Annotated in this window: 28 protein-coding genes; 26 read left to right on the top strand and 2 right to left on the bottom strand. The window is 67.4% G+C overall.

Annotated features, from left to right (window positions below):
- Nucleotides 1-11: 11 nt before the first annotated feature.
- From rplF to rplQ, 23 genes are all read left to right on the top strand, one after another.
- Complete coding sequence (gene rplF, locus BJ988_RS20060; RefSeq protein ID WP_179659689.1) at nucleotides 12-566, top strand: 50S ribosomal protein L6; 555 nt, start codon at nucleotides 12-14, stop codon at nucleotides 564-566.
- Nucleotides 566-949, top strand: a complete 384-nt coding sequence (gene rplR, locus BJ988_RS20055) for a 50S ribosomal protein L18 (protein WP_179659688.1) — start codon at nucleotides 566-568, stop codon at nucleotides 947-949. The genes rplF and rplR overlap by 1 nt, the downstream gene beginning before the upstream one ends.
- Nucleotides 950-983: 34 nt before the next feature.
- Nucleotides 984-1,595: a 30S ribosomal protein S5 gene (rpsE, locus tag BJ988_RS20050; RefSeq protein ID WP_179659687.1), complete on the top strand. Its 612-nt coding sequence runs from the start codon at nucleotides 984-986 to the stop codon at nucleotides 1,593-1,595.
- Complete coding sequence (gene rpmD, locus BJ988_RS20045; RefSeq protein ID WP_008361029.1) at nucleotides 1,595-1,777, top strand: 50S ribosomal protein L30; 183 nt, start codon at nucleotides 1,595-1,597, stop codon at nucleotides 1,775-1,777. The genes rpsE and rpmD overlap by 1 nt, the downstream gene beginning before the upstream one ends.
- 1 nt (nucleotide 1,778) lies before the next feature.
- Nucleotides 1,779-2,219: a 50S ribosomal protein L15 gene (gene rplO / locus BJ988_RS20040; protein ID WP_179659686.1), complete on the top strand. Its 441-nt coding sequence runs from the start codon at nucleotides 1,779-1,781 to the stop codon at nucleotides 2,217-2,219.
- Nucleotides 2,220-2,402: 183 nt separating this feature from the next.
- Entirely contained in the window at nucleotides 2,403-3,713 is a 1,311-nt protein-coding gene (gene secY, locus BJ988_RS20035; RefSeq protein ID WP_179659685.1) for a preprotein translocase subunit SecY, read from the top strand.
- Nucleotides 3,710-4,285, top strand: coding sequence for an adenylate kinase (locus BJ988_RS20030; RefSeq protein ID WP_179659684.1), 576 nt, complete (start codon nucleotides 3,710-3,712; stop codon nucleotides 4,283-4,285). Before secY ends, BJ988_RS20030 begins: the two co-directional genes overlap by 4 nt.
- Before the next feature lie 30 nt (nucleotides 4,286-4,315).
- The gene (gene map / locus BJ988_RS20025; protein WP_179659683.1) at nucleotides 4,316-5,131 is read left to right on the top strand and encodes a type I methionyl aminopeptidase; all 816 of its coding nucleotides are present in this window, start codon (nucleotides 4,316-4,318) and stop codon (nucleotides 5,129-5,131) included.
- A gap of 25 nt (nucleotides 5,132-5,156) precedes the next feature.
- On the top strand, nucleotides 5,157-5,774 hold the full coding sequence (locus BJ988_RS20020) for a 4'-phosphopantetheinyl transferase family protein (RefSeq protein WP_179659682.1): 618 nt from the start codon (nucleotides 5,157-5,159) through the stop codon (nucleotides 5,772-5,774).
- A 171-nt stretch (nucleotides 5,775-5,945) separates the two neighbouring features.
- Nucleotides 5,946-7,130 carry an enterochelin esterase domain-containing protein gene (locus BJ988_RS20015; protein ID WP_179659681.1) on the top strand — a complete coding sequence of 395 codons (1,185 nt, stop codon included), beginning with the start codon at nucleotides 5,946-5,948 and terminating at the stop codon, nucleotides 7,128-7,130.
- 30 nt (nucleotides 7,131-7,160) lie between these two features.
- Nucleotides 7,161-8,198 carry an MsnO8 family LLM class oxidoreductase gene (locus BJ988_RS20010; RefSeq protein ID WP_179659680.1) on the top strand — a complete coding sequence of 346 codons (1,038 nt, stop codon included), beginning with the start codon at nucleotides 7,161-7,163 and terminating at the stop codon, nucleotides 8,196-8,198.
- A 309-nt stretch (nucleotides 8,199-8,507) separates the two neighbouring features.
- Nucleotides 8,508-9,887: an ATP-binding protein gene (locus BJ988_RS20005; protein WP_179659679.1), complete on the top strand. Its 1,380-nt coding sequence runs from the start codon at nucleotides 8,508-8,510 to the stop codon at nucleotides 9,885-9,887.
- 29 nt (nucleotides 9,888-9,916) lie between these two features.
- Nucleotides 9,917-10,366: a roadblock/LC7 domain-containing protein gene (locus tag BJ988_RS20000; RefSeq protein ID WP_179659678.1), complete on the top strand. Its 450-nt coding sequence runs from the start codon at nucleotides 9,917-9,919 to the stop codon at nucleotides 10,364-10,366.
- Between the two features lie 28 nt (nucleotides 10,367-10,394).
- Complete coding sequence (locus BJ988_RS19995) at nucleotides 10,395-10,739, top strand: DUF742 domain-containing protein (protein ID WP_179659677.1); 345 nt, start codon at nucleotides 10,395-10,397, stop codon at nucleotides 10,737-10,739.
- The gene (locus BJ988_RS19990; RefSeq protein WP_179659676.1) at nucleotides 10,717-11,307 is read left to right on the top strand and encodes a GTP-binding protein; all 591 of its coding nucleotides are present in this window, start codon (nucleotides 10,717-10,719) and stop codon (nucleotides 11,305-11,307) included. The genes BJ988_RS19995 and BJ988_RS19990 overlap by 23 nt, the downstream gene beginning before the upstream one ends.
- 33 nt (nucleotides 11,308-11,340) lie before the next feature.
- Nucleotides 11,341-12,594 carry a styrene monooxygenase/indole monooxygenase family protein gene (locus tag BJ988_RS19985; protein ID WP_179659675.1) on the top strand — a complete coding sequence of 418 codons (1,254 nt, stop codon included), beginning with the start codon at nucleotides 11,341-11,343 and terminating at the stop codon, nucleotides 12,592-12,594.
- Between the two features lie 232 nt (nucleotides 12,595-12,826).
- Nucleotides 12,827-13,048 (top strand): translation initiation factor IF-1, encoded by a 222-nt coding sequence (gene infA, locus BJ988_RS19980; RefSeq protein WP_011757309.1) that lies wholly within the window; start codon nucleotides 12,827-12,829, stop codon nucleotides 13,046-13,048.
- Between the two features lie 27 nt (nucleotides 13,049-13,075).
- Nucleotides 13,076-13,189: a 50S ribosomal protein L36 gene (gene rpmJ, locus BJ988_RS19975; protein ID WP_008361054.1), complete on the top strand. Its 114-nt coding sequence runs from the start codon at nucleotides 13,076-13,078 to the stop codon at nucleotides 13,187-13,189.
- A 160-nt stretch (nucleotides 13,190-13,349) separates the two neighbouring features.
- Entirely contained in the window at nucleotides 13,350-13,727 is a 378-nt protein-coding gene (gene rpsM / locus BJ988_RS19970) for a 30S ribosomal protein S13 (RefSeq protein ID WP_008361056.1), read from the top strand.
- 86 nt (nucleotides 13,728-13,813) lie between these two features.
- Nucleotides 13,814-14,215: a 30S ribosomal protein S11 gene (gene rpsK / locus BJ988_RS19965; RefSeq protein WP_091052417.1), complete on the top strand. Its 402-nt coding sequence runs from the start codon at nucleotides 13,814-13,816 to the stop codon at nucleotides 14,213-14,215.
- 34 nt (nucleotides 14,216-14,249) lie between these two features.
- Nucleotides 14,250-14,858: a 30S ribosomal protein S4 gene (rpsD, locus tag BJ988_RS19960; protein ID WP_179659674.1), complete on the top strand. Its 609-nt coding sequence runs from the start codon at nucleotides 14,250-14,252 to the stop codon at nucleotides 14,856-14,858.
- Between the two features lie 149 nt (nucleotides 14,859-15,007).
- The gene (locus BJ988_RS19955) at nucleotides 15,008-16,024 is read left to right on the top strand and encodes a DNA-directed RNA polymerase subunit alpha (RefSeq protein WP_008361061.1); all 1,017 of its coding nucleotides are present in this window, start codon (nucleotides 15,008-15,010) and stop codon (nucleotides 16,022-16,024) included.
- A 156-nt stretch (nucleotides 16,025-16,180) separates the two neighbouring features.
- On the top strand, nucleotides 16,181-16,714 hold the full coding sequence (gene rplQ / locus BJ988_RS19950) for a 50S ribosomal protein L17 (protein WP_179659673.1): 534 nt from the start codon (nucleotides 16,181-16,183) through the stop codon (nucleotides 16,712-16,714).
- A 48-nt stretch (nucleotides 16,715-16,762) separates the two neighbouring features.
- Here the strand turns inward: rplQ and BJ988_RS19945 are convergent, their stop codons facing one another.
- Complete coding sequence (locus BJ988_RS19945; protein WP_179659672.1) at nucleotides 16,763-17,431, bottom strand: hypothetical protein; 669 nt, start codon at nucleotides 17,429-17,431, stop codon at nucleotides 16,763-16,765.
- Nucleotides 17,432-17,483: 52 nt separating this feature from the next.
- Nucleotides 17,484-18,431 carry a ketopantoate reductase family protein gene (locus tag BJ988_RS19940; protein ID WP_179659671.1) on the bottom strand — a complete coding sequence of 316 codons (948 nt, stop codon included), beginning with the start codon at nucleotides 18,429-18,431 and terminating at the stop codon, nucleotides 17,484-17,486.
- Between the two features lie 44 nt (nucleotides 18,432-18,475).
- Here BJ988_RS19940 and truA point away from each other — a divergent pair, with 44 nt between their 5' ends.
- The 3 genes from truA (at nucleotide 18,476) to BJ988_RS19925 (ending at nucleotide 20,427) form a co-directional block, all read left to right on the top strand.
- On the top strand, nucleotides 18,476-19,339 hold the full coding sequence (gene truA / locus BJ988_RS19935; protein ID WP_179659670.1) for a tRNA pseudouridine(38-40) synthase TruA: 864 nt from the start codon (nucleotides 18,476-18,478) through the stop codon (nucleotides 19,337-19,339).
- Nucleotides 19,326-19,943 (top strand): class I SAM-dependent methyltransferase, encoded by a 618-nt coding sequence (locus tag BJ988_RS19930; RefSeq protein WP_179659669.1) that lies wholly within the window; start codon nucleotides 19,326-19,328, stop codon nucleotides 19,941-19,943. The genes truA and BJ988_RS19930 overlap by 14 nt, the downstream gene beginning before the upstream one ends.
- 103 nt (nucleotides 19,944-20,046) lie before the next feature.
- Nucleotides 20,047-20,427, top strand: coding sequence for a hypothetical protein (locus BJ988_RS19925; protein ID WP_179659668.1), 381 nt, complete (start codon nucleotides 20,047-20,049; stop codon nucleotides 20,425-20,427).
- Nucleotides 20,428-20,453: the final 26 nt, after the last annotated feature.

Below are 20,453 nucleotides of genomic sequence, written 5' to 3'. Positions count from 1 at the left end.
GAGAGAAGAACATGTCGCGTATTGGCAAGCTCCCCGTCCCGGTTCCGGCCGGCGTGGACGTCACCATCGACGGCCAGGTTGTGAGCGTCAAGGGCCCCAAGGGCTCCCTGTCGCACACCGTGGTCGACCCGATCACCGTCGAGAAGGCTCAGGACGACGAGGGCCGTAACGTCCTCGACGTCAAGCGCCCCGACGACAGCCGGGACAACAAGGCCCTCCACGGCCTGTCCCGCACGCTGGTCAACAACATGGTCCTGGGTGTCACCGAGGGCTACGAGAAGAAGCTCGAGATCGTCGGCGTGGGTTACCGCGTCCTGTCGAAGGGTCCGACCAAGCTGGAGTTCCAGCTGGGTTACTCGCACTCGATCGTCTTCGACGCCCCCGAAGGCATCACCTTCACCACCGACGGTCCGACCAAGCTCGGCGTCGTGGGCATCGACAAGCAGCTCGTCGGTGAGGTTGCGGCCAACATTCGCAAGCTGCGCAAGCCGGAGCCCTACAAGGGCAAGGGCGTTCGTTACGCCGGCGAGAACATCCGCCGCAAGGTCGGAAAGGCTGGTAAGTGATGGCCATCTCGCTGTCGAACAACAAGCACACCGCTTCCCGCGTCCGCTCGCGTCTGCGTCGTCAGACTCGTGGTCGCAAGAAGATCGAAGGTACGCCGGAGCGTCCGCGCCTCGTCGTAACCCGGTCCGCCAAGCACATCACCGCCCAGGTCGTCGACGACCTGGCCGGCAAGACGCTTGCCTCGGCTTCGACCATCGAGGGCGACCTTCGGTCCGCCTCCGGTGACAAGACTGCCAAGGCCAAGCAGGTCGGCGAGCTGGTCGCGTCGCGTGCCAAGGCCGCTGGGGTCGAGACCGTGGTCTTCGACCGTGCCGGCAACAAGTACCACGGCCGTGTCGCCGCGCTCGCTGATGGCGCGCGCGGGGCCGGTCTGACCTTCTGATCGCAACGATCGAACGAGAGAAGAGGAAAGTCTGATGAGCGGAGCCCAGCGCGGACAGCGTGGTGGCGAGCGCCGAGGTCGCGACGATCGTCGCAACCAAGGTGCCGACAAGACCGCCTACATCGAGAAGGTCGTCGCGATCAACCGAGTTGCCAAGGTCGTGAAGGGTGGTCGTCGCTTCAGCTTCACCGCCCTCGTGATCGTCGGTGACGGAGACGGTCTGGTCGGCGTCGGCTACGGTAAGGCAAAGGAAGTTCCCGCGGCGATCGCCAAGGGTGTCGAGGAAGCGAAGAAGAACTTCTTCCGCGTTCCCCGCATCCAGGCCACGATCCCGCACCCGGTGCAGGGTGAGAAGGCCGCTGGTGTGGTCATGCTCCGCCCGGCCGCTCCTGGTACCGGTGTCATCGCCGGTGGCCCGGTGCGTGCCGTCCTGGAGTGCGCCGGCATCCACGACATCCTGAGCAAGTCGCTCGGGTCGTCCAACCAGATCAACATCGTCCACGCGACGGTCGAGGCGCTTCGGATGCTCGAGACGCCCGAGGCTGTTGCTGCTCGTCGTGGTCTCCCGGTCGAGGACGTTGCCCCGGAGGCGCTGCTCAAGGCGCAGGCCGAGGTCGCGGAGCCCAAGGCGGGGGTGTCGGCCTGATGGCACAGCTCAAGGTCCAGCAGAAGAAGGGCCTCGTTGGTCTGAAGCAGAACCAGCGAGACACCCTGCGTACGCTCGGTCTCAAGCGGATCGGCGACGTCGTCGTCAAGGAGGACCGCCCGGAGATCCGGGGCATGGTCCAGACCGTCCGTCACCTGGTGACGGTCGAGGAGGTCGACTGATATGGCACTCAAGGTGCACAACCTGGCGCCGGCTCCCGGCTCCAAGAAGGCCAAGACCCGTGTAGGTCGTGGTGAGGCGTCCAAGGGTAAGACCGCGGGTCGCGGCACCAAGGGCACCAAGGCCCGCTACCAGGTCCCGGCTGCCTTTGAGGGCGGCCAGACCCCGATGCACATGCGGCTCCCCAAGCTGAAGGGGTTCAAGAACCCGTTCAAGGTGGAGTTCCAGGTCGTCAACCTCGACAAGCTCAACGAGCTGTTCCCGGAGGGTGGCACCGTCACCCCCGAGACGCTCATCGAGAAGGGCGCGGTTCGCAAGAACCTCCCCGTCAAGGTTCTGGGTCAGGGCGACCTGACCGTCAAGGTCGAGGTCAGCGCCAACGCCTTCTCCGGCACTGCCAAGGAGAAGATCGAGGCTGCTGGCGGAACTGTCACGGTTCTCTGACAGTTCTACTACCGTAGAGCCTGTCATGTGGAAGCGCGGCCGGGTCGCCCCTTCGGGGTCCCGACCGCGCTCCCGCTGTTTCAGCCCTACGTGCATGAGCTGCCGTGGAGGCTGTTAGGCTGCCACGGGTTTTCGCATCGGCGCAGGCCCTGCGACCCCTGATTGTCGAAAGAGGAACCATTCGTGCTTGGCGCGTTCGCATCAGCGTTCCGTACCCCGGACCTGCGCAAGAAGCTGCTCTTCGTTCTCCTGATCGTCGTGATCTTCAGGGCTGGGTCTCAGATCCCTGCCCCTGGCGTTCACGTTGCGAACGTCCAGCAGTGTCTTGACGCAGCCCAGACCGGTGACAGCGCCGGCCTCTACAACCTGGTCAATCTCTTCTCCGGCGGGGCGCTGCTGCAGCTGACCGTCTTCGCGCTCGGCATCATGCCGTACATCACCGCGAGCATCATCTTGCAGCTGCTCGTCGTGGTGATCCCGCGCCTGGAGCGGCTCAAGAAGGAGGGTCAGGCCGGGCAGTCGAAGATCACCCAGTACACCCGCTACCTGACGCTCGGCCTCGCGGTCCTGCAGGCCACCGGCATCGTCGCGCTGGCCCGCTCCGGCGACCTGCTCCAGGGCTGTACGCAGCCTCTGCTGCACGACGACGGCACTGCCACCTTCCTGGTCATGGTCGTCACCATGACCGCCGGCACCGCCGTCATCATGTGGCTCGGCGAGCTGATCACCGAGCGCGGTATCGGCAACGGTATGTCGATCCTGATCTTCACCCAGGTCGTCGCCACCTTCCCGGCCACCATGTGGGCCGTCAAGAACGACAAGGGTTGGTGGACCTTCGCGATCGTGCTCGTCATCGGGCTCGCGATCATGGCTGCGGTCATCTTCATCGAGCAGGCCCAGCGCCGGATCCCGGTCCAGTACGCCCGCCGGATGGTCGGCCGCAAGATGTTCGGCGGCTCCTCGACGTACATCCCGCTGAAGGTGAACCAGGCCGGTGTCATCCCGGTCATCTTCGCCTCGTCGTTGCTCTACCTGCCGGCGATGGCGGCGCAGTTCAACCAGAACGCGCAGGACCCGCCCATCTGGGTCGACTGGATCAACAACTACTTCGTCCAGGGTGACCACCCGATCTACATGGCGACGTACTTCGCGCTGATCATCTTCTTCACCTACTTCTACGTGTCGATCACCTTCAACCCCCCGGAGGTCGCCGACAACATGAAGAAATACGGTGGCTTCATTCCAGGAATTCGGGCCGGGAAGCCTACCGAGGACTATCTGTCCTACGTTCTGTCCCGTATCACACTGCCGGGCTCGCTCTACCTCGGTCTGGTTGCGCTCATCCCGCTGATCGCGCTGGCGCTCATCAACGCGAACCAGAACTTCCCGTTCGGTGGCACCTCGATCCTGATCATGGTCGGCGTCGCCCTCGACACGGTGAAGCAGATCGAGAGCCAGCTCCAGCAGCGCAACTATGAAGGGTTCCTCCGATGAGACTGATCATCATGGGCCCGCCGGGTGCCGGTAAGGGCACCCAGGCGAAGTTCATCGCCGAGCACTTCGGCATCCCCGCGATCTCGACCGGAAACATCCTCCGGGCGAACGTAGACGCAGGGACGCCGCTCGGGGTCGAGGCCGACTCGTACATGAGCAAGGGCGAGTACGTCCCGGACTCGGTGATGAACCTGATGGTTCGCAACCGCATCGACGAGCCCGACGCAGCCAAAGGGTTCCTGCTCGACGGATACCCGCGCACGCTCGCGCAGGTCGAGGAGCTCGACGGGATGATCAGGTTCACCGGCCACGCGCTGGACGCTGTGGTCGTGCTGACGGTCGACAAGGACGAGATCGTGCAGCGGCTGCTGCAGCGTGCTGAGCTCGAAGGTCGCTCCGACGACACCGAAGAGGTCATCCGCCGCCGCCAGGAGGTCTACCTCGAGGAGACCGCGCCGCTGATCGAGGTCTACAAGGGCCGTGGCCTGGTCCACGAGATCGACGGCATGGGCGACGTCGACGATGTCACCAAGCGGATCTTCGATGAGCTCGACATCGTTCCTGAGTCCTGAACCACAACATCTTTACGCAACGGGGGAGCAGTGGGCTTCTTGAACAAGGTCCAGATCAAGACCCCTGAGCAGATCGAGAAGATGCGTACGGCCGGCCTCGTGGTCGGCGAGACGCTCGAGGTGCTCCGGGCCGCTGCGCGGCCCGGAGTCACCCTTCTCGAGCTCGACGCCATCGCCGAGGACTCGATCCGGTCCCGGGGTGGCGTCCCGTCGTTCAAGGGCTACCACGGATTCCCGGGCTCGATCTGCGCCTCGGTCGACGAGGTCGTGGTCCACGGCATCCCCGGATCCCGGGAGCTGAAGGACGGCGACATCATCTCCATCGACTGCGGCGCCATCGTCGACGGCTGGCACGGCGACGCCGCGATCACGGTGGCCATGGGATCGGTCTCCGACGAGGTCTCCGAGCTGATGCGGGTCACCGAGGAGGCCATGTGGCACGGCATCGCCGCCGCCCGCCTCGGCGGCCGGGTCACCGACATCTCGCACGCCATCGAGACCTATGTCGACTCCCAGGGTGACTACGGCATCCTCGAGGAGTTCAGCGGCCACGGCATCGGCAGCGAGATGCACATGGAGCCGTCGGTGTTCAACTACGGCAAGCCGGGCAAGGGCGCCAAGTTGCAGCGCGGCATCGCGCTGGCCATCGAGCCGATGCTCACCCTGGGTGGACCCGAGGTCACCACCCTCGAGGACGACTGGACCGTAGTCACCGACGACGGATCCTGGGCCGCCCACTTCGAGCACACCTTCGCGCTCACCGCCGACGGCGCCTGGGTGCTCACCGCACTCGACGGCGGCGAGGAGATGCTCGGCAAGCTCGGCGTCCCCTGGGGCGGTCACTGAGGCCGCGGCGCGATCGAGCGTCGGTATGACTGAGATCGTGCGCTTCGCGCCGGTGGACGAGATCGCCGCCGATCTCGGGTTGCTGACCGCCGCGGAGCGAGCCCGCCACCAGCGCCTGGTGGCCGAGGCGGACCAAGAGGCGTACGCAGCAGCGCACGTTCTCGTCCGCGAGTGCGCAGCGGAGCTGCTGGGCCTCGCCCGCGAGGCCATCGTGATCGAGCAGCGCTGCGCTCGATGCGGAAGCACCGAGCACGGCGCGCCGTCCGTAGCCGGTCCGGCGTGGACGACGGTCCAGGTGAGCCTCAGCCACGCCCGCGGGCAGGTCGCCGCGGTCGCCGCCACCCGTCGGTGCGGCATCGACGTGGAGAGAGTCGTGCGCGGGCCCGACCGGGCGCTCTCGCCGCGCGAGGCGGCCTGGGTGTCGGGGCAGCCGGACGCTGCGTACGCGTTCACGCGGTTGTGGGTGCGCAAGGAGGCGTTGGTGAAGGCCGGCCACGGCAGCATGGCGGCGGCACAGCGCCTCGATGTTCTCGCCGAGGAGGGCCCGATGGACCAGTTCGGCGACGTCCGGATCACCCAGTGGGAGGGCCCCGGATTTCTCGGCGCCGTCGCGATCTGTGCCGACATGCGGACCGAAAACTGATAGGAAACTGAACGAAACCCGGTTGCCCACGCGTTTGACTAGCGGGTATGCGACATCACCTGTCGATTGACAGAGAAAGGGACCTCGGAACCTCGCGTGCGGGCCCGTCTGTGAGTAACTTGGTCAGCCCGCGGGGACAGGGAGAGCCCCGTACTCGGGAGGAATGACCAGATGAGTACGCAGTTGCGACGACCCATGGCGGCGCGACCCAATCCATCAGCACGGACGCGAAGCGCGATCATCGACCGACTCAGTCCTGAGGACATCGAGATGTTCTGGGACCAGATCGCCACCTCGCTCCCGCTCATCGAGGAGACCGGCGCCGACGGCGCGGACGACGAGGTCGTCGTCACCTTCTGCTGGCGCGACGACGAGGCCGAGGAGGTGTTCCTCTTCGCCAACCGGCTCTCTGACGAGCGCCATCTCGACGAGACGATGCTCGAGCGCAAGGCAGGCACCGACCTGTGGCACGCCTCATTCCTGATGAAGGCCGACTGGCGCGCCTCCTACTCCTTCCTGTGCAAGCATCCCGACGAGCTGGCCCCGTGGGAGAGCGAGGGGCAGGTCGAGCTCCGTGCCGTGCTGCACCGCGGCTACCTCGACCCGCTCAACCCCGACTGGTGCCACAACCGGCAGGGCATCAAGCAGTCGGTCGTCTCGCTGCCCGACGCTCCGCTGCAGCCGTGGCTGCACCGCCGCGATGACGTCGTCCCCGGAACCGTCACGCTGGAGGCGGGCCCGGACGGGCGTGACGTCTGGCTCTACGACCCGGCCGGCGCCGGGCTCAACGTCGACCTGCCGCTCGTGGTCGCGCTCGACGGCGAGATCTGGACCGACCACCATTCGTTGCCGACCACGCTCGACAACCTGATCGCCGACGGCCATCTCCGCCACGTCCGCTGCGTCCTGCCCGCCTCCGGCGGCCGCGACAAGCGCTGGGAGGAGCTGGCCGGTGGCGAGGGTGCCGACTACATCGTCAACCAGCTGCTGCCGTGGGTGCGCGAGCGTCGCGCGGTGACCGAGGAGACGTACGTCGTGGGCCAGAGCCTCGGTGGCGTGACCGCGCTGCGGGCCGGACTGACCTATCCCGGCCACATTCACGGTGTCGCCAGCCAGTCGGCCTCGCTGTGGCTCGACGACCTCGCCGACGCCGTCACGCCGGAGGCGAAGACCCGCGTGCACCTGGCGCACGGCACCCAGGAGTGGGTCCTCGACGAGCTCCACCACGACCTCGTCGACCGTCTCCGGGCGGCCGGGATCGACGTCACCTCCGCGGAGCACAACGGCGGTCACGACTACGCCTGGTGGCGCTCAGCCGTCGCCGACGGACTCCGCGCTCTGCTGCCTCCGGAATAAACACCACCTCGGTGAGGGTTGAGCCCTCACGTGAAGCTGAGCGTTCTCGACCTGGTCCCGGTCCGCAAGGACCAGTCCTCCGCAGATGCCCTGGCCGCGACACTGTCGTTGGCCAAGGTCGCCGACGAGCTGGGATTCGAGCGCTACTGGCTCGCCGAGCACCACAACATGCCGGCGGTCGGGTCGACCAACCCGCCGGTGCTGATCTCGCTGGTGGCCGGCGCGACCGAGCGCATCCGAGTCGGCTCCGGCGGCGTGATGCTGCCCAACCACGCGCCGTTGGTCGTGGCCGAGCAGTTCGCGCTGCTCGAGGCGGCGTTCCCCGGGCGGATCGACCTCGGCATCGGCCGTGCGCCGGGCACCGACCCGGTCACCTCCTGGGCGCTCCGTCACGGCGCCGGGGGAGTGACCGACGACGCGGTGAACCGGTTCCCGGAGTACCTCGACAACATCGTCTCCATGATGGCGCCCGAGGGCGTCGGGCTGATGGCCGGCGGTCGCCAGCACGTCCTGCACGCGACCCCGTCGGCAGCGACGGTCGCCGAGCTCTGGCTGCTCGGCTCCTCGGACTACTCGGCGCGCCTGGCCGCCGAGAAGGGGCTGCCCTACGTCTTCGCGCACCACTTCGCGGGCAACGGCACCGACACCAAGGCGATGATCGACCTCTACCGGTCGACGTTCCAGCCCTCTGAGCTCCTCCGTGAGCCGAAGACGTTCCTCACGGTGAACGCGAGCGTGGCAGAGACCGCGGAGGAGGCCGACCGCCGGGCCCTGCCGCAGCTGCTGACCATGCTGAAGCTGCGTACGGGCCAGCCGCTGACCGCGCAGCCCAGCATCGACGAGGCCGAGAAGACCGAGATCCCCGAGGCCCACCAGGGGCTCGTCGACACCATGCGCAGCCGCTGGATCATCGGCTCCGCCGAGTATGCGAAGGCGCGCCTGGCCGGCATGGCCGACGAGTACGGCGTGGACGAGGTCATGGTGAACCCTGTCGGATCTGCCTACGAGGGAACGGATCCGCGCACTGCGCCGGCCCGTGAGGAGACCCTGCGCCTGCTGGCGAGCTGAGTTGGGGGATCGGCATAGGATCTGGTCCACCTCGTCGGAAGGTGACGGCGCGCCTGAGCCACTCGGGAAGAGGGACCTAGGACACTGTCTGCTTCTGGGCGCGTAACCCTGCGCTCGCGCACGGGTTGTGCCAATCTGATCACCGCTCCTTTCCTTCTCCACATTTGAAAGTGCCGCCTCATGACACGCTGGAGCCTGCGCTTGTTGAAGCGCCGGGCGCCCCAGACTGCGACGCTCGCTGAGCAGTCAGATCCGGGTCCTGCTCGCTCATTCCCTCCGACGAACGGCCAGGCCGCGCCCTTTCCACCGGTGCCACCGACCCCCTTCGCCCCACCGACACCTGCCTCCCTGCCGATCTCCTCGACACCTGCGTTGCCGCCGGAGGATGAGGACGAGGCCTGGCCCGAGATCATGGAGCAGTTCGGGCTCCACCTGATCAGCCTGGCCGAGCAGATGCGCATCTCGCTCGATGGGCTGGAGGCCGACGAGGACGATCCTGAGCGGTTGCGGAAGCTCTACGAGGTCGACCACGCGGTTACTCGCATGCGGCGCGCCAGCCGTGACCTGCGTACGCTCGCCGGTCGGGCCCAGGACGAGATGGGTGGCATCGACACCTCGCTGCTGGACATCATCCGGATGGCGCTGTCGAGCATCGAGCGCTACAACCAGGTGACGATCGGCCGGGTGAGCGATCTTGCCGTCATCGGCTATGCCGCCGACGACGTCTCCTGCCTGATCGCCGCGCTGCTGGACAACGCGACCAAGTACTCCCCGGGAACGGTGACGGTCAACGTCCACCTGGCCGACGCCGGTGACGTGCTCTTCCGGATCGAGGACACCGGCATCGGCATCCCGGAGCGGTCGGTGGGACGCCTCAACTCCTTGCTGGCCGGCCCGGTCGTCGAGCTGGTCAGCAAGTCCGGGAGCCACACCGGTTTCCCGGTGGTGCACCGGATCGCCCGCAAGTACGACATCGACGTACGTCTCGCCACCCGGCCCGCACCCGGCAACGGGATGATCGCGATGGTGACCGTGCCGGCCCAGCTGCTGTGCGAGGTGCCGGTCGCTCCGATCGAGCCGGCCGAGCTGCCGAGGAGCTCCAGCGCGAGCAGCGTCGCGGTCCTGCCTCCTGCCCCGAGGCGACGGGGCCCCCAGCAGGTGTCGCAGCCCGTGTCACCGTCCGTGTCACAGCAAGCTGCGCAGCCTGCGCGCCTGGAGACACGGCGGTCCTCGCTCGAGCCCGTCGAGCCCATGGATTCCGCGCGGCGGCCCTCGCATCGGACCAATCCGCTCACCGACCCGCTCACCGATCCGTTCACCGACCCGCATGCGGAGGCACAGACCGGGCAGCACGCCGTGCAGCAGCCCGTGCGTCGGCCGGGGGCCCAGTTCGCGCCGGCGCCCGGCCAGGAGCCCTCGCCGGATCCCTCCACCGACACCCTGAAGACGTCGATCCCGCTCCCCGGCGAAACGGGTGGGGCCGATGAGACGAACGAGGCCTCCGTGCCCGCTGAACAGAGCGGACCAGTAGAGTCCGGTGCGCTCCCGCGCCGGGAGCCGGTCAGCCTGCGCAACAAGCAGCCTGAAGCAGCCGTCGGACCGAAGACCGAGGACTCCTCGCCGGAGGACCAGTCGGCGGCCCGCCGCTCCTTCGCAGACGATCTCGACGCGTTCTCCCTTGGTAGCTAAGTCCCAGCAGTGAAAGGAAACCTTTCGTAATGGAAAGCCCGGTCGTCCCCCGCGACCCCAAGGAATTCAGCTGGCTGATCGACAACTTCGCCAGCTCCACTCCCGGTGTGACCCATGCGCTCATCGTCTCCTCCGACGGGCTCCCGCTGATCGGTGCCGGCGGCATGTCCGCCAATGTCGCCGACCCTCTTGCCGCGATGACCGCCGGGGTGATCAGTCTCGGCAACAACATCGCGCGTGAGGTGGGCGAGCCTGGCTGCGACCAGGTGATGCTGAAGTTCCACAGCGGCCACTTCCTCTTCATGGGCATCGGCGACCTCGCCGGCTTCGCCGTCCTCGTCGGCGCCGGTGCGAACCTGGGCGTCGTCGCCCACAAGATGGCCCAGCTGGTCGACGCCGTCGGCCACGTACTCACTCCCCAGATGCGCGACGAGCTGCGCCAGATGACGGTCAGCTCGATGGCGGGGGAGCGGGCGTGAACGAGTCTCAGCGAGCGGAAGGGGAACCGTGAGTTCCAATCCGTGGGTACGGCCTTATGTGCTCACCGGCGGCCGGACCCAGACCAACCACCAGCTGTACGTGCACACGCTGATCTCGGCGTCGCACTTCGATGCGCGAGCGGCGTCCAAGCTGACGCCAGAGTCGCGCCGGCTCTACGACCGTGTACGTCTCGGGCCACAGTCGGTCGCGGAGCTGTCCGCGCATTGCGGGATCTCACTCGGGGTGACTCGCGTGCTGCTCGAGGACCTTGCCTCGACCGAGCACCTGCAGATCAATGAGGGGGCTTACGACTCCCCGTTCGACCACCGTCTGTTGAAGAGAGTTATCGATGGCCTTTCCGAGCTCGGCTGACCGCCAGTCGCTGACCGTCACCTCTGCCAAGCTCGTGATCGCAGGAGGTTTCGGCGTCGGGAAGTCGACCCTGGTCGCGTCCGTCTCCGAGATCCCGCCGGTGAACACCGAGGCCTGGATGACGCAGGCCGGCGAGGCGGTGGATCCGCTCTCGGCCTCGAGCGCCAAGACGACCACGACGGTCGCGATGGACTTCGGCCGGGTCACCCTCGCCCCAGATCTGCTGCTCTACCTGTTCGGCACGCCGGGTCAGCCCCGGTTCTGGCCGATGTGGGACGACCTGTGTCGTGGCGCCAGCGGTGCCGTCGTGCTCGTCGACACCCGTCAGCTCGATGCGTCGTTCCCCGCGATCAACTACTTCGAGAACGACTCCGACGTCCCGTTCGTCGTTGCGGTGAACCTGTTCGACGGAAAGCTCACCCATTCCTTGGAGAAGGTGCGCGACGCGCTCTGCCTCGACGAGAAGACGCCGCTGGTGACCGTGGATGCCCGCGACCGCAGGTCCACGGCCAAGACGCTGGTCGCCTGCCTGGCGCACACGATGAAAACCACCCCCACCCGCGCCTGACCCCGGAGGCGTCCCCACTCCGAAGGAGTTTCCTTGCGCAAGATCTTGATCGTCGGCGCCGGACAGGCGGGCATGCAGCTCGCCCTCAGCCTCCAGATCGAGGGCTATGAGGTGACGGTCATGTCCGCGCGTACGCCCGACGAGCTGCGCGACGGCTGGCCGATGTCGACGCAGGTCATGTTCGAGCCCGCCCTGGCCTACGAGCGTGCCTACGACCTGAACCTCTGGGAGGACGAGGCACCGCGCATCCCCGCGGTCGGCATCTCGGTCAGCCCGGAGCCCGGGGTTCGGGCACTGAAGTTCGACGGACCGTGGCAGCCGTACGCCATGTCCGTCGACCAGCGGTTGAAGATGTCCAGCTGGCTGGAGCTGTTCGAGGACCGCGGCGGCCGGATCATCTACCACCCCGTGATGACCTCCGACCTGGCCGGCCTGGCGCCGATGTACGACCTGACCCTCATCGCCGCCGGCAAGGGCGAGATCGTCGACCTCTTCGACCGTGACCCCGTCCGTTCCAAGTACACCAGCCCCGGCCGTACGCTCTCGGCGATCTATCTCCAAGGCTGGGTCGAGCCGGACGACTTCCCGGCCGGGAGCATGCGGATCAACGTCGCGCCCGGTGTGGGGGAGCTGTTCGTGATCCCCGCCCTGACCAGCGCCGGGCCGAGCCGGGTCGCGTTCGTCGAGGCGGTCCCGGACGGCCCCTTCGACTGCTTCTGGGACCGCCCACGTCCCGACGAGCACCTGCGCCGCCTCCAGCACCTGATGCTCGAGCACATGCCGTGGGAGGGCGAGCTGATGCGTGAGTGCGTGCCCACCGACGCCCGCGCCTCGCTCTCGGGCTCCTTCACCGGCATGATCCGCAAGCCGTACGCCGAGGTCGCCGACGGCACCTACGTCTTCGGCATGGGCGACGTCGTCGTCGTCAACGACCCGATCGCGGGTCAGGGCTCCAACAACGCCGCCCACTGTGCCGGGATCTACACCAAGGCGATCGTCGAGCGTGGCGACCAGCCGTTCGACCCGGAGTGGATGCAGGCGACCTTCGAGACCTTCTGGGAGACCCGCGCGCAGCACTCGACCGGCATGACCGACGCGCTGCTCAACCCGCTGCCCGAGCACGTGCAGCAGGTGCTCGGCGCGGCCACCCAGCACCAGACGGTGGCGGACCGGTTCACCCGGCTGTTCCCGCACCCCGAGGATCTCGGACCGTTCCTCGGCGACCCGGAGGCGGCGATGGCGTACCTCGCGGAGGTCGCGGAAGCGGACGCAGCCGCCCGGGCTTGACGATTAGGGCATTGCTGATCTAGGGGACTACGATCGGTAGTCGGTCCAACGTGGGTCTGTCCCGTCGTGCCTCGCGGCTGCCCGGTCAGCGCGCTTCTGCGCGCTCGCGGGTGAGACATGCAGATGGCTTCACGAGGTCCACTCCGATTATCGGAGAGGTTCCCGGACCGCCCGCGGGTCATCCGATCCGTGGTTTGAACGGTAGATGACCGACCAACAGATTGCAGAGGGCATGCCGAAGAAAGAAGGCGTGATCGAGATCGAGGGCACCGTAGTGGAGGCCCTCCCCAACGCTATGTTCCGCGTGGAGCTGAGCAACGGACACAAGGTTCTCGCCCACATCAGCGGCAAGATGCGGCAGCACTACATCCGGATCCTTCCTGAGGACCGCGTGGTGGTGGAGCTGTCCCCCTACGACCTGACGCGCGGTCGGATCGTCTACCGCTACAAGTAGCCAGCCGACGATCAAGAAAGGGCTGACATGAAGGTCAACCCGAGCGTTAAGAAGATCTGTGACAAGTGCAAGGTGATCCGTCGCCACGGCCGCGTCATGGTGATCTGCGAGAACCCGCGCCACAAGCAGCGCCAGGGCTGAGTCCCAGCTCGCAGCACAACTGAATACTTCATCGAGTCGCTAGGACACAGGCCAGAACTTTCTGGGTCCGAACTCACCTCCGGAGCAGAGGCCGGAGCCCGAGGGTGCCACCCCGGGACGCGACCCGACCGACACCTCTGACGCAACCAGAAGGATCACAATGGCACGCCTCCAAGGTGTTGACCTTCCGCGCGACAAGCGCGTGGAGATCGCTCTCACCTACATCTACGGCATCGGCCGTACCACCTCGCAGAAGCTCCTCGAGGCCACCGGCGTCAACCCGAACACCCGGGTGCACGCTCTGGCCGAGGACGAGCTGGTCAAGCTCCGCGACGAGATCGAAGCCCAGGGCATCCAGACCGAGGGTGACCTCCGTCGCGAGGTCCAGGCTGACATCCGCCGCAAGATCGAGATCGGCAGCTACCAGGGTCGCCGCCACCGTCAGGGCCTTCCGGTCCGCGGTCAGCGCACCAAGACCAACGCTCGCACCCGCAAGGGCCCGAAGCGCACCGTCGCCGGCAAGAAGAAGGCCAAGTGATTCGACGCCTGTACCGGAATTTCCCGGGCAGCGTTGATCCGGCCTTCGCCTCGATCTCACAGACCAGCCAACTCAGGAGTTAATGCATGCCTCCGAAGACCCGACAGGGTGCGACGAAGGTTCGTCGCAAGGAGAAGAAGAACGTCGCTCAGGGCGAGGCCCACATCAAGAGCACGTTCAACAACACGATCGTCACGATCACCGACCCGACCGGTGCGGTGATCTCGTGGGCCTCGGCCGGCACCGTCGGTTTCAAGGGCTCGCGTAAGTCCACCCCGTTCGCCGCTCAGATGGCCGCCGAGGCCGCTGGTCGCCGTGCGATGGACCACGGCATGAAGAAGATCGACGTCTTCGTGAAGGGCCCGGGCTCGGGCCGCGAGACCGCGATCCGTTCCCTGGGTGCGATCGGCCTCGAGGTCGGCACCATCCAGGACGTCACGCCGGCCCCGCACAACGGCTGCCGTCCGCCCAAGCGCCGTCGCGTTTGATCCCCACCGAGACATAGAAGGAGACTGAAGAGTAATGGCCCGTTACACCGGACCCATGACCCGCAAGTCGCGCCGTCTCGGTGTCGACCTTGTCGGCAACGACGCGGCGTTCGAGAAGCGCCCCTACCCTCCCGGCCAGCACGGCCGCGGCCGCATCAAGGAGAGCGAGTACCTCCTCCAGCTTCGTGAGAAGCAGAAGGCTCGCTTCACCTACGGCGTGATGGAGAAGCAGTTCGCTTCCTACTACGCCGAGGCCCACCGCCGCGGTGGCAAGACCGGCGACAACCTCCTGGTGCTCCTCGAGGGCCGCCTGGACAACGTCGTCTACCGTGCCGGTTTCGCCCGCACCCGCCGCCAGGCCCGCCAGCTGGTCGTTCACGGCCACTTCCTGGTCAACGGCAAGAAGGTCAACGTGCCTTCGTTCCAGGTGTCGGCTCACGACGTCATCGACGTTCGCGAGAAGTCGCTGGAGATGACCCCGTTCATCGTGGCTCGCGAGACCCACGGCGAGCGCGTCGTCCCGGCTTGGCTCGAGGCTGTCCCGAACCGGATGCGCATCCTGGTTCACCAGCTCCCCGTCCGGGCTCAGATCGACGTCCCGGTCCAGGAGCAGCTGATCGTCGAGTACTACTCGAAGAAGTGATCGGCCCTACGCAGTAACCACGACGAGTCCCCGGCGTTCAAACTTCACAGAAGAAGTACGCCGGGGCCTTGCCGCCCCCACAGCCTTCCGTCATCACCCCTTGAAGTTCGGGTCCGTCAAATAGCGGTCGGCCCGGAAAGGACAAATCAGTGCTTATCGCACAGCGCCCCACCCTGTCGGAAGAGTCCGTCGAGGAGTTCCGCTCCCGTTTCGTGATCGAGCCCCTCGAGCCGGGCTTCGGTTACACGCTGGGCAACTCTCTTCGGCGCACCCTGCTCTCCTCGATCCCCGGTGCTTCGGTCACCTCGATCAAGATCGACGGCGTTCTCCACGAGTTCTCGACCATCGAGGGCGTCAAGGAGGATGTCACCGAGATCATCCTCAACCTCAAGGGTCTGGTCGTCTCCTCCGAGCACGACGAGCCCGTCACCATGTACCTGCGCAAGTCCGGTGCCGGTGACGTCACCGCTGCCGACATCGCGCCGCCGGCCGGTGTCGAGGTGCACAACCCCGACCTGAAGATCGCGACGCTCTCCGACAAGGGCAAGATCGAGCTCGAGCTCGTCGTCGAGCGTGGCCGCGGCTACGTCTCCGCGGTCCAGAACAAGGGCGCCGAGAACGAGATCGGCCGGATCCCGGTCGACTCGATCTACTCGCCGGTCCTCAAGGTCAGCTACAAGGTCGAGGCCACCCGTGTCGAGCAGCGCACGGACTTCGACAAGCTCGTCATCGACGTCGAGACCAAGCCGTCGATCGCTCCCCGTGACGCGATCGCCTCGGCCGGTAAGACCCTGGTCGAGCTCTTCGGTCTGGCCCGTGAGCTGAACGTCGACGCCGAGGGCATCGACATCGGCCCGTCGCCGGTCGACGAGCAGCTCGCCGCCGACCTCGCCCTCCCGGTCGAGGACCTGCAGCTGACCGTCCGCTCCTACAACTGCCTCAAGCGCGAGGGCATCCACACCGTGGGTGAGCTCATCTCCCGCTCGGAGCAGGACCTGCTCGACATCCGCAACTTCGGCGCCAAGTCCATCGACGAGGTCAAGCTGAAGCTGCACGAGATGGGTCTGTCGCTCAAGGACAGCGCCCCGGGCTTCGACCCGTCCGCCGCCCTCGCCGCCTACGGCGACGATGACGACGACGCGTTCGTCGAGGACGAGCAGTACTGAGTTGTTACGCCCGGCCAGGCGGCTCCGCCGCGGCCGGGCGGACAGTTTCGCCAGGGGTTTGCGGTGCAGCCGCGGCCCGGCGTAATCCATGAGAAAACCGCCCGCTTGGGCGTCTACCCCGGTACCTAGTACGGCCGGAGAGAAGGAGCAGGCTCGATGCCTACCCCGACGAAGGGTGCCCGCCTCGGCGGTTCGCCCGCGCACCAGAAGCTGATCGTCTCGAACCTCGCCACCGCGCTGTTCGAGAACGGCCGCATCACCACCACCGAGGCCAAGGCCCGGCTTCTCCGCCCCGTCGCGGAGAAGCTGATCACCAAGGCCAAGAAGGGTGACCTGCACAACCGTCGCGAGGTCCTCAAGACCATCCGCGACAAGTCGGTCGTGCACACCCTCTTCACCGAGATCGCCGAGCAGTTCGCGGAGCGTCCGGGTGGCTACACCCGGATCACCAAGATCGGTCCCCGCAAGGGCGACAACGCTCCGATGGCCGTGATCGAGCTCGTCAACGAGGCCTACGAGCCGAAGACCAAGGCTGCTCCGGCTGCCGCGGCTCCGGTTGCCGCCCCCGTTGAGGAGACCCCGGCCGACGAGGCGCCGGTCGAGGAGACCGCTGCTGAGGAGACCGAGGCCACCGAGGCTGCTGCCGACGAGGCGCCTGCTGAGGAGACCAAGGACGAGGCCAAGGCCTGATCTGGTTCCGAACAGTGGCCCGTCACCCGCGAGGGTGACGGGCCGCCGTCATTTCCGGAGGTCCTGTTCCGATCGGGCCAGCAGCCAGCAGACGACCCCGCCGAGAACCACGGCCACCGTCGTCACCAAGGCGGACAGGGCCGACCACAGCTGCGCCGCGGCGAAGTTGTCGAAAGACAATGCCGGCGTCAGTGCGATGGACAGCGGCACGTGCACCACGATGAGCAGGACATAGGTGGCTGGGAGCCCGATGAGCCACCGGCGACCGGTCCAGGCGGCGCATCCCCAACCGGCGAGGACCAACAGCAGGACCAGCGGTGCGAGAAGGCCGACGACGACCGGGTTGTAGAACTGGAACAGCTCGACGAGGGCGTGCCAGAGCACGGTGTTCAGGAGCCACGCGAGCATCGGCAGCGCGATGCCGAGGAGCCGCCCCGTCGGGGTGCGGGCGATCACTGCGGCGCCGCCTGCCACTACGGCGTAGAGCAGCGCGTTGAGCACGATGGTGACGATGGTGACGATCGTCATGGTGGCCGCGGTGCCGCCGAGGAGATAGATCAGGACGAGGCCCACTAGGGCGATCCCGATCTGCAGTAGCACCACCGTGGTGATCACGACGATGGTGGTGGCCATGGTCGATCGCGGGGCGCTACCGGTGACGTCGGTCCCTGACTGCGGTGTCAGGGGCGGTGGGGGAGGTGGCGCTGCGTAGCTCATGGCGGGCAGCCTGCCGGATCCGTCGCCCACCTGGCCACTCCATTCGAGGGCGTCAGAGGCCGGCGAGGAAGGCGTCGCCGTCGAGGCTCCCCGGTTCGCCGCCGCTGCGAGCGATAGCGTGGACCGCGCGCTGGATGGCCTCGTTGACCGGGGTCGGGACGCCATGGAGCCGGCCGAGCAGCACGATCTCGCCGGACAGGTAGTCGATCTCGACGCCGCTGCCACGAGCGAGGCTCTGCCAGGTCGAGCTATTGGTGTCACGGCCGCGTCCGGTGATGTGGTCGGCGCGCCGCGTACGGTCCTCGTCGGCGGTCACGACGCTGATCCCTGCGGCAGCGAGGGTGGCTTCGGCCTCGGCCAGACAGCGGGCGTAGATCTCCTCGTCGCGGGGGCCTGGGGCGATGGCGGCGTTGATGCCGTTGCCGAGGTTGTTGAGGAGCTTGCGGTGCTTCCAGGCCATGATGTCGGCGCGCGGCTCGCTCAGGAAACCGGCCTTGACCAGGACGTTCGCGATGGCGTCGGCGATCTCGTCGACGCCGGTGGGGTAGCGGCCGATGTCGAGGATGCCGGGCTTGGCGCCCGAGCCCTGGACGACGGTGCCCGGCGTCAGGAACGTGGCGGGGAGGACGACGTGGATGGCGTACGTTCGAGCGAAGCGTCGCAGGATCCGCGGCTCGTTCGCGACGCCGTTCTGCATGGCGACGACCGGGGTGCCCGGTGGGGCGTACGCAGCCAGGTCCTCGAGCGCGCGCTCGGTCTGCTGGCCCTTCACGCAGAGGAGCACGACGGTGTCCTCGGTCCAGGTGAGCTCCCCGGCGTCGGCCACGGCGGGTATGTCGAGGCTTTCCGTGCCATCGGGAGTGTCGAGGGTGAGGCCCTGCTCTCGGACGACCCGGAGGTGCTCGCCGCGGGCGACGAGGGTGACGTCGGCCCCCGCGCGTTGCAACAGCCCGCCCACCACCCCGCCGACAGCTCCCGCCCCGAAGATCACATAGCGCATGCGCCGAGTCTGGCAAACGGCTCGGTCGCTGCGAGAATGGGCCCGTGCGTATCAGGATCGATCTCGCCTACGACGGCACCATGTTCCACGGCTGGGCGACCCAACCGGGGCTGCGTACGGTGCAGGGAGAGCTGCAGGACGCGCTGGCGACGGCCATGCGGATGCCAGCGATCGGGGAGCGGTCCCAGGTGTGGGTGACGGTGGCGGGGCGTACGGACTCGGGAGTGCACGCCCGCGGCCAGGTCGCGCACTTCGACATCGACGCAGAGGTGATCGAGTCCTCGCGGGGACGGTCGGAGCAGTCGCCGCTCGACGCGCTGGTGCGCCGCCTGAACGGGATCCTCCCCGCTGACCTGCGGGTTCACCGGGCGGTCGAGGCGCCGGAGGGGTTCAACGCCAGGTTCTCGGCCCTGTCGCGACGCTATGTCTACCGGATCGTGGACGACCCGGCGTACGTCGATCCCTTGCAGCGCGGTCACGTGCTCTATCGGACCCGGTCGTTGGACCTGTCTTCGATGAACGTCGCCGCTGCCGATCTCATCGGGCTCAACGACTTCGCCTCCTTCTGCAAGCCACGCGAGGGTGCGACCACCATCCGCGACCTGCGCCATCTCACCTGGGACCGGAGCCCCGAGGGGATCATCGAGGCGACCGTCCTCGCCGACGCCTTCTGTCACTCGATGGTGCGGTCGCTGGTCGGGTGCCTGATGCTGATCGGGGAGGGGCGCAAGGACGTGACCTGGGCGAAGGAGTCGCTGGCCTCACGCACCCGGTCCTCCTCGATCCCGATCGCGCCGGCCAACGGGCTCACGCTCGAAGAGGTCGCCTACCCGCCGGACGAGATGCTGGCGGCCCAGCACCAACGCACCATGAACCGCAGAGAGGCGAGCGAGCTTGACCGGGACTGATGACGAGCACTACTTCTCCGCCGACCCGTCGGTGCCCTTCGAGCGGATCCCGGTCTCGACGACCGTGTGGGACATCGGCCTCGACCTGGTGAGCGGGTCAGGGGTCTTCGCCAAGGGACGGCTGGACATCGGCACCTCGGTGCTGTTCAAGGAGACCGAACCGCCGCCCCTGAGACCGGGCGCGCGGATCCTTGACCTCGGCTGCGGCTACGGCGTGATCGGGCTGGCGCTGGGGGTCGCGGTGCCGGAGGCGTACGTCACCGGGGTCGACGTCAACGAGCGGGCGGTCCTGCTGGCGAACGAGAACGCGGCGAAGCTCGGGCTCGGGGACCGCTACGTCGCGCGGACACCTGGCCAGGTCGACACCGAGGTCACGTACGACGAGATCTGGAGCAACCCGCCGATCCGGATCGGCAAGCAGGCCCTCCACGAGCTGCTCCTGACCTGGCTGCCCCGCCTCGCCCCCGAGGGTCGAGCGGTCATGGTCGTCGGCAAGAACCTCGGCGGCGACTCGTTGCAGCGCTGGATCACCGACCAGGGCTACCCGACCGTCCGCATCGGCAGCGCCAAGGGCTTCCGCGTCCTGGAGACGCGCCGCGCCTGAACGGCCCAGATGCCGGTTTCCGCCGTCTCGCGCGTCTCGCGCGTCTCGCGCGTCTCGCGCGTCTCGCGGCCGGTCGCGCGGGGTGCGCTGCCAGACTCCGTCCATGACCAGTCCCGCGATGACGACCCCCGCGCTGACGAACCGCCAGCGCCTGGCCCGCTCCTACAAGGCCTGGGGCGTCGCCGCGCTGTTGAGCATGGTGACGGTGCTGCCTGTCTACCTTGCCGTCACGAGCTCCGGGATCGAACTGTCGCGGCTGGTGAGCGTGCCGGTGATGATCGTCGTGGGGCTGATCGGGCCCGTGGTCGGGGCGTACCTGAGCATGCGCTCCGGGCTCGGTCGGTTCTGCACCGGGGCCGCGTTCGTGATCATCGCGACCCCGATGACGAGCCTGCCGCTGCTGGCGATCCCGGCGTACGTCCTGGCGCCGTGGATCGCCGTGGCGATCAGTGAGGAGCCCGCGCCTCAGCGCTGGAACGGCTGAGCGATCGGACGGGACCGGATCTCAGC

Origin of the sequence: Nocardioides panzhihuensis (assembly GCF_013408335.1) — a bacterium.
GTDB lineage: Bacteria > Actinomycetota > Actinomycetes > Propionibacteriales > Nocardioidaceae > Nocardioides > Nocardioides panzhihuensis.
This window is presented reverse-complemented; position numbering and strand designations above follow the sequence as displayed.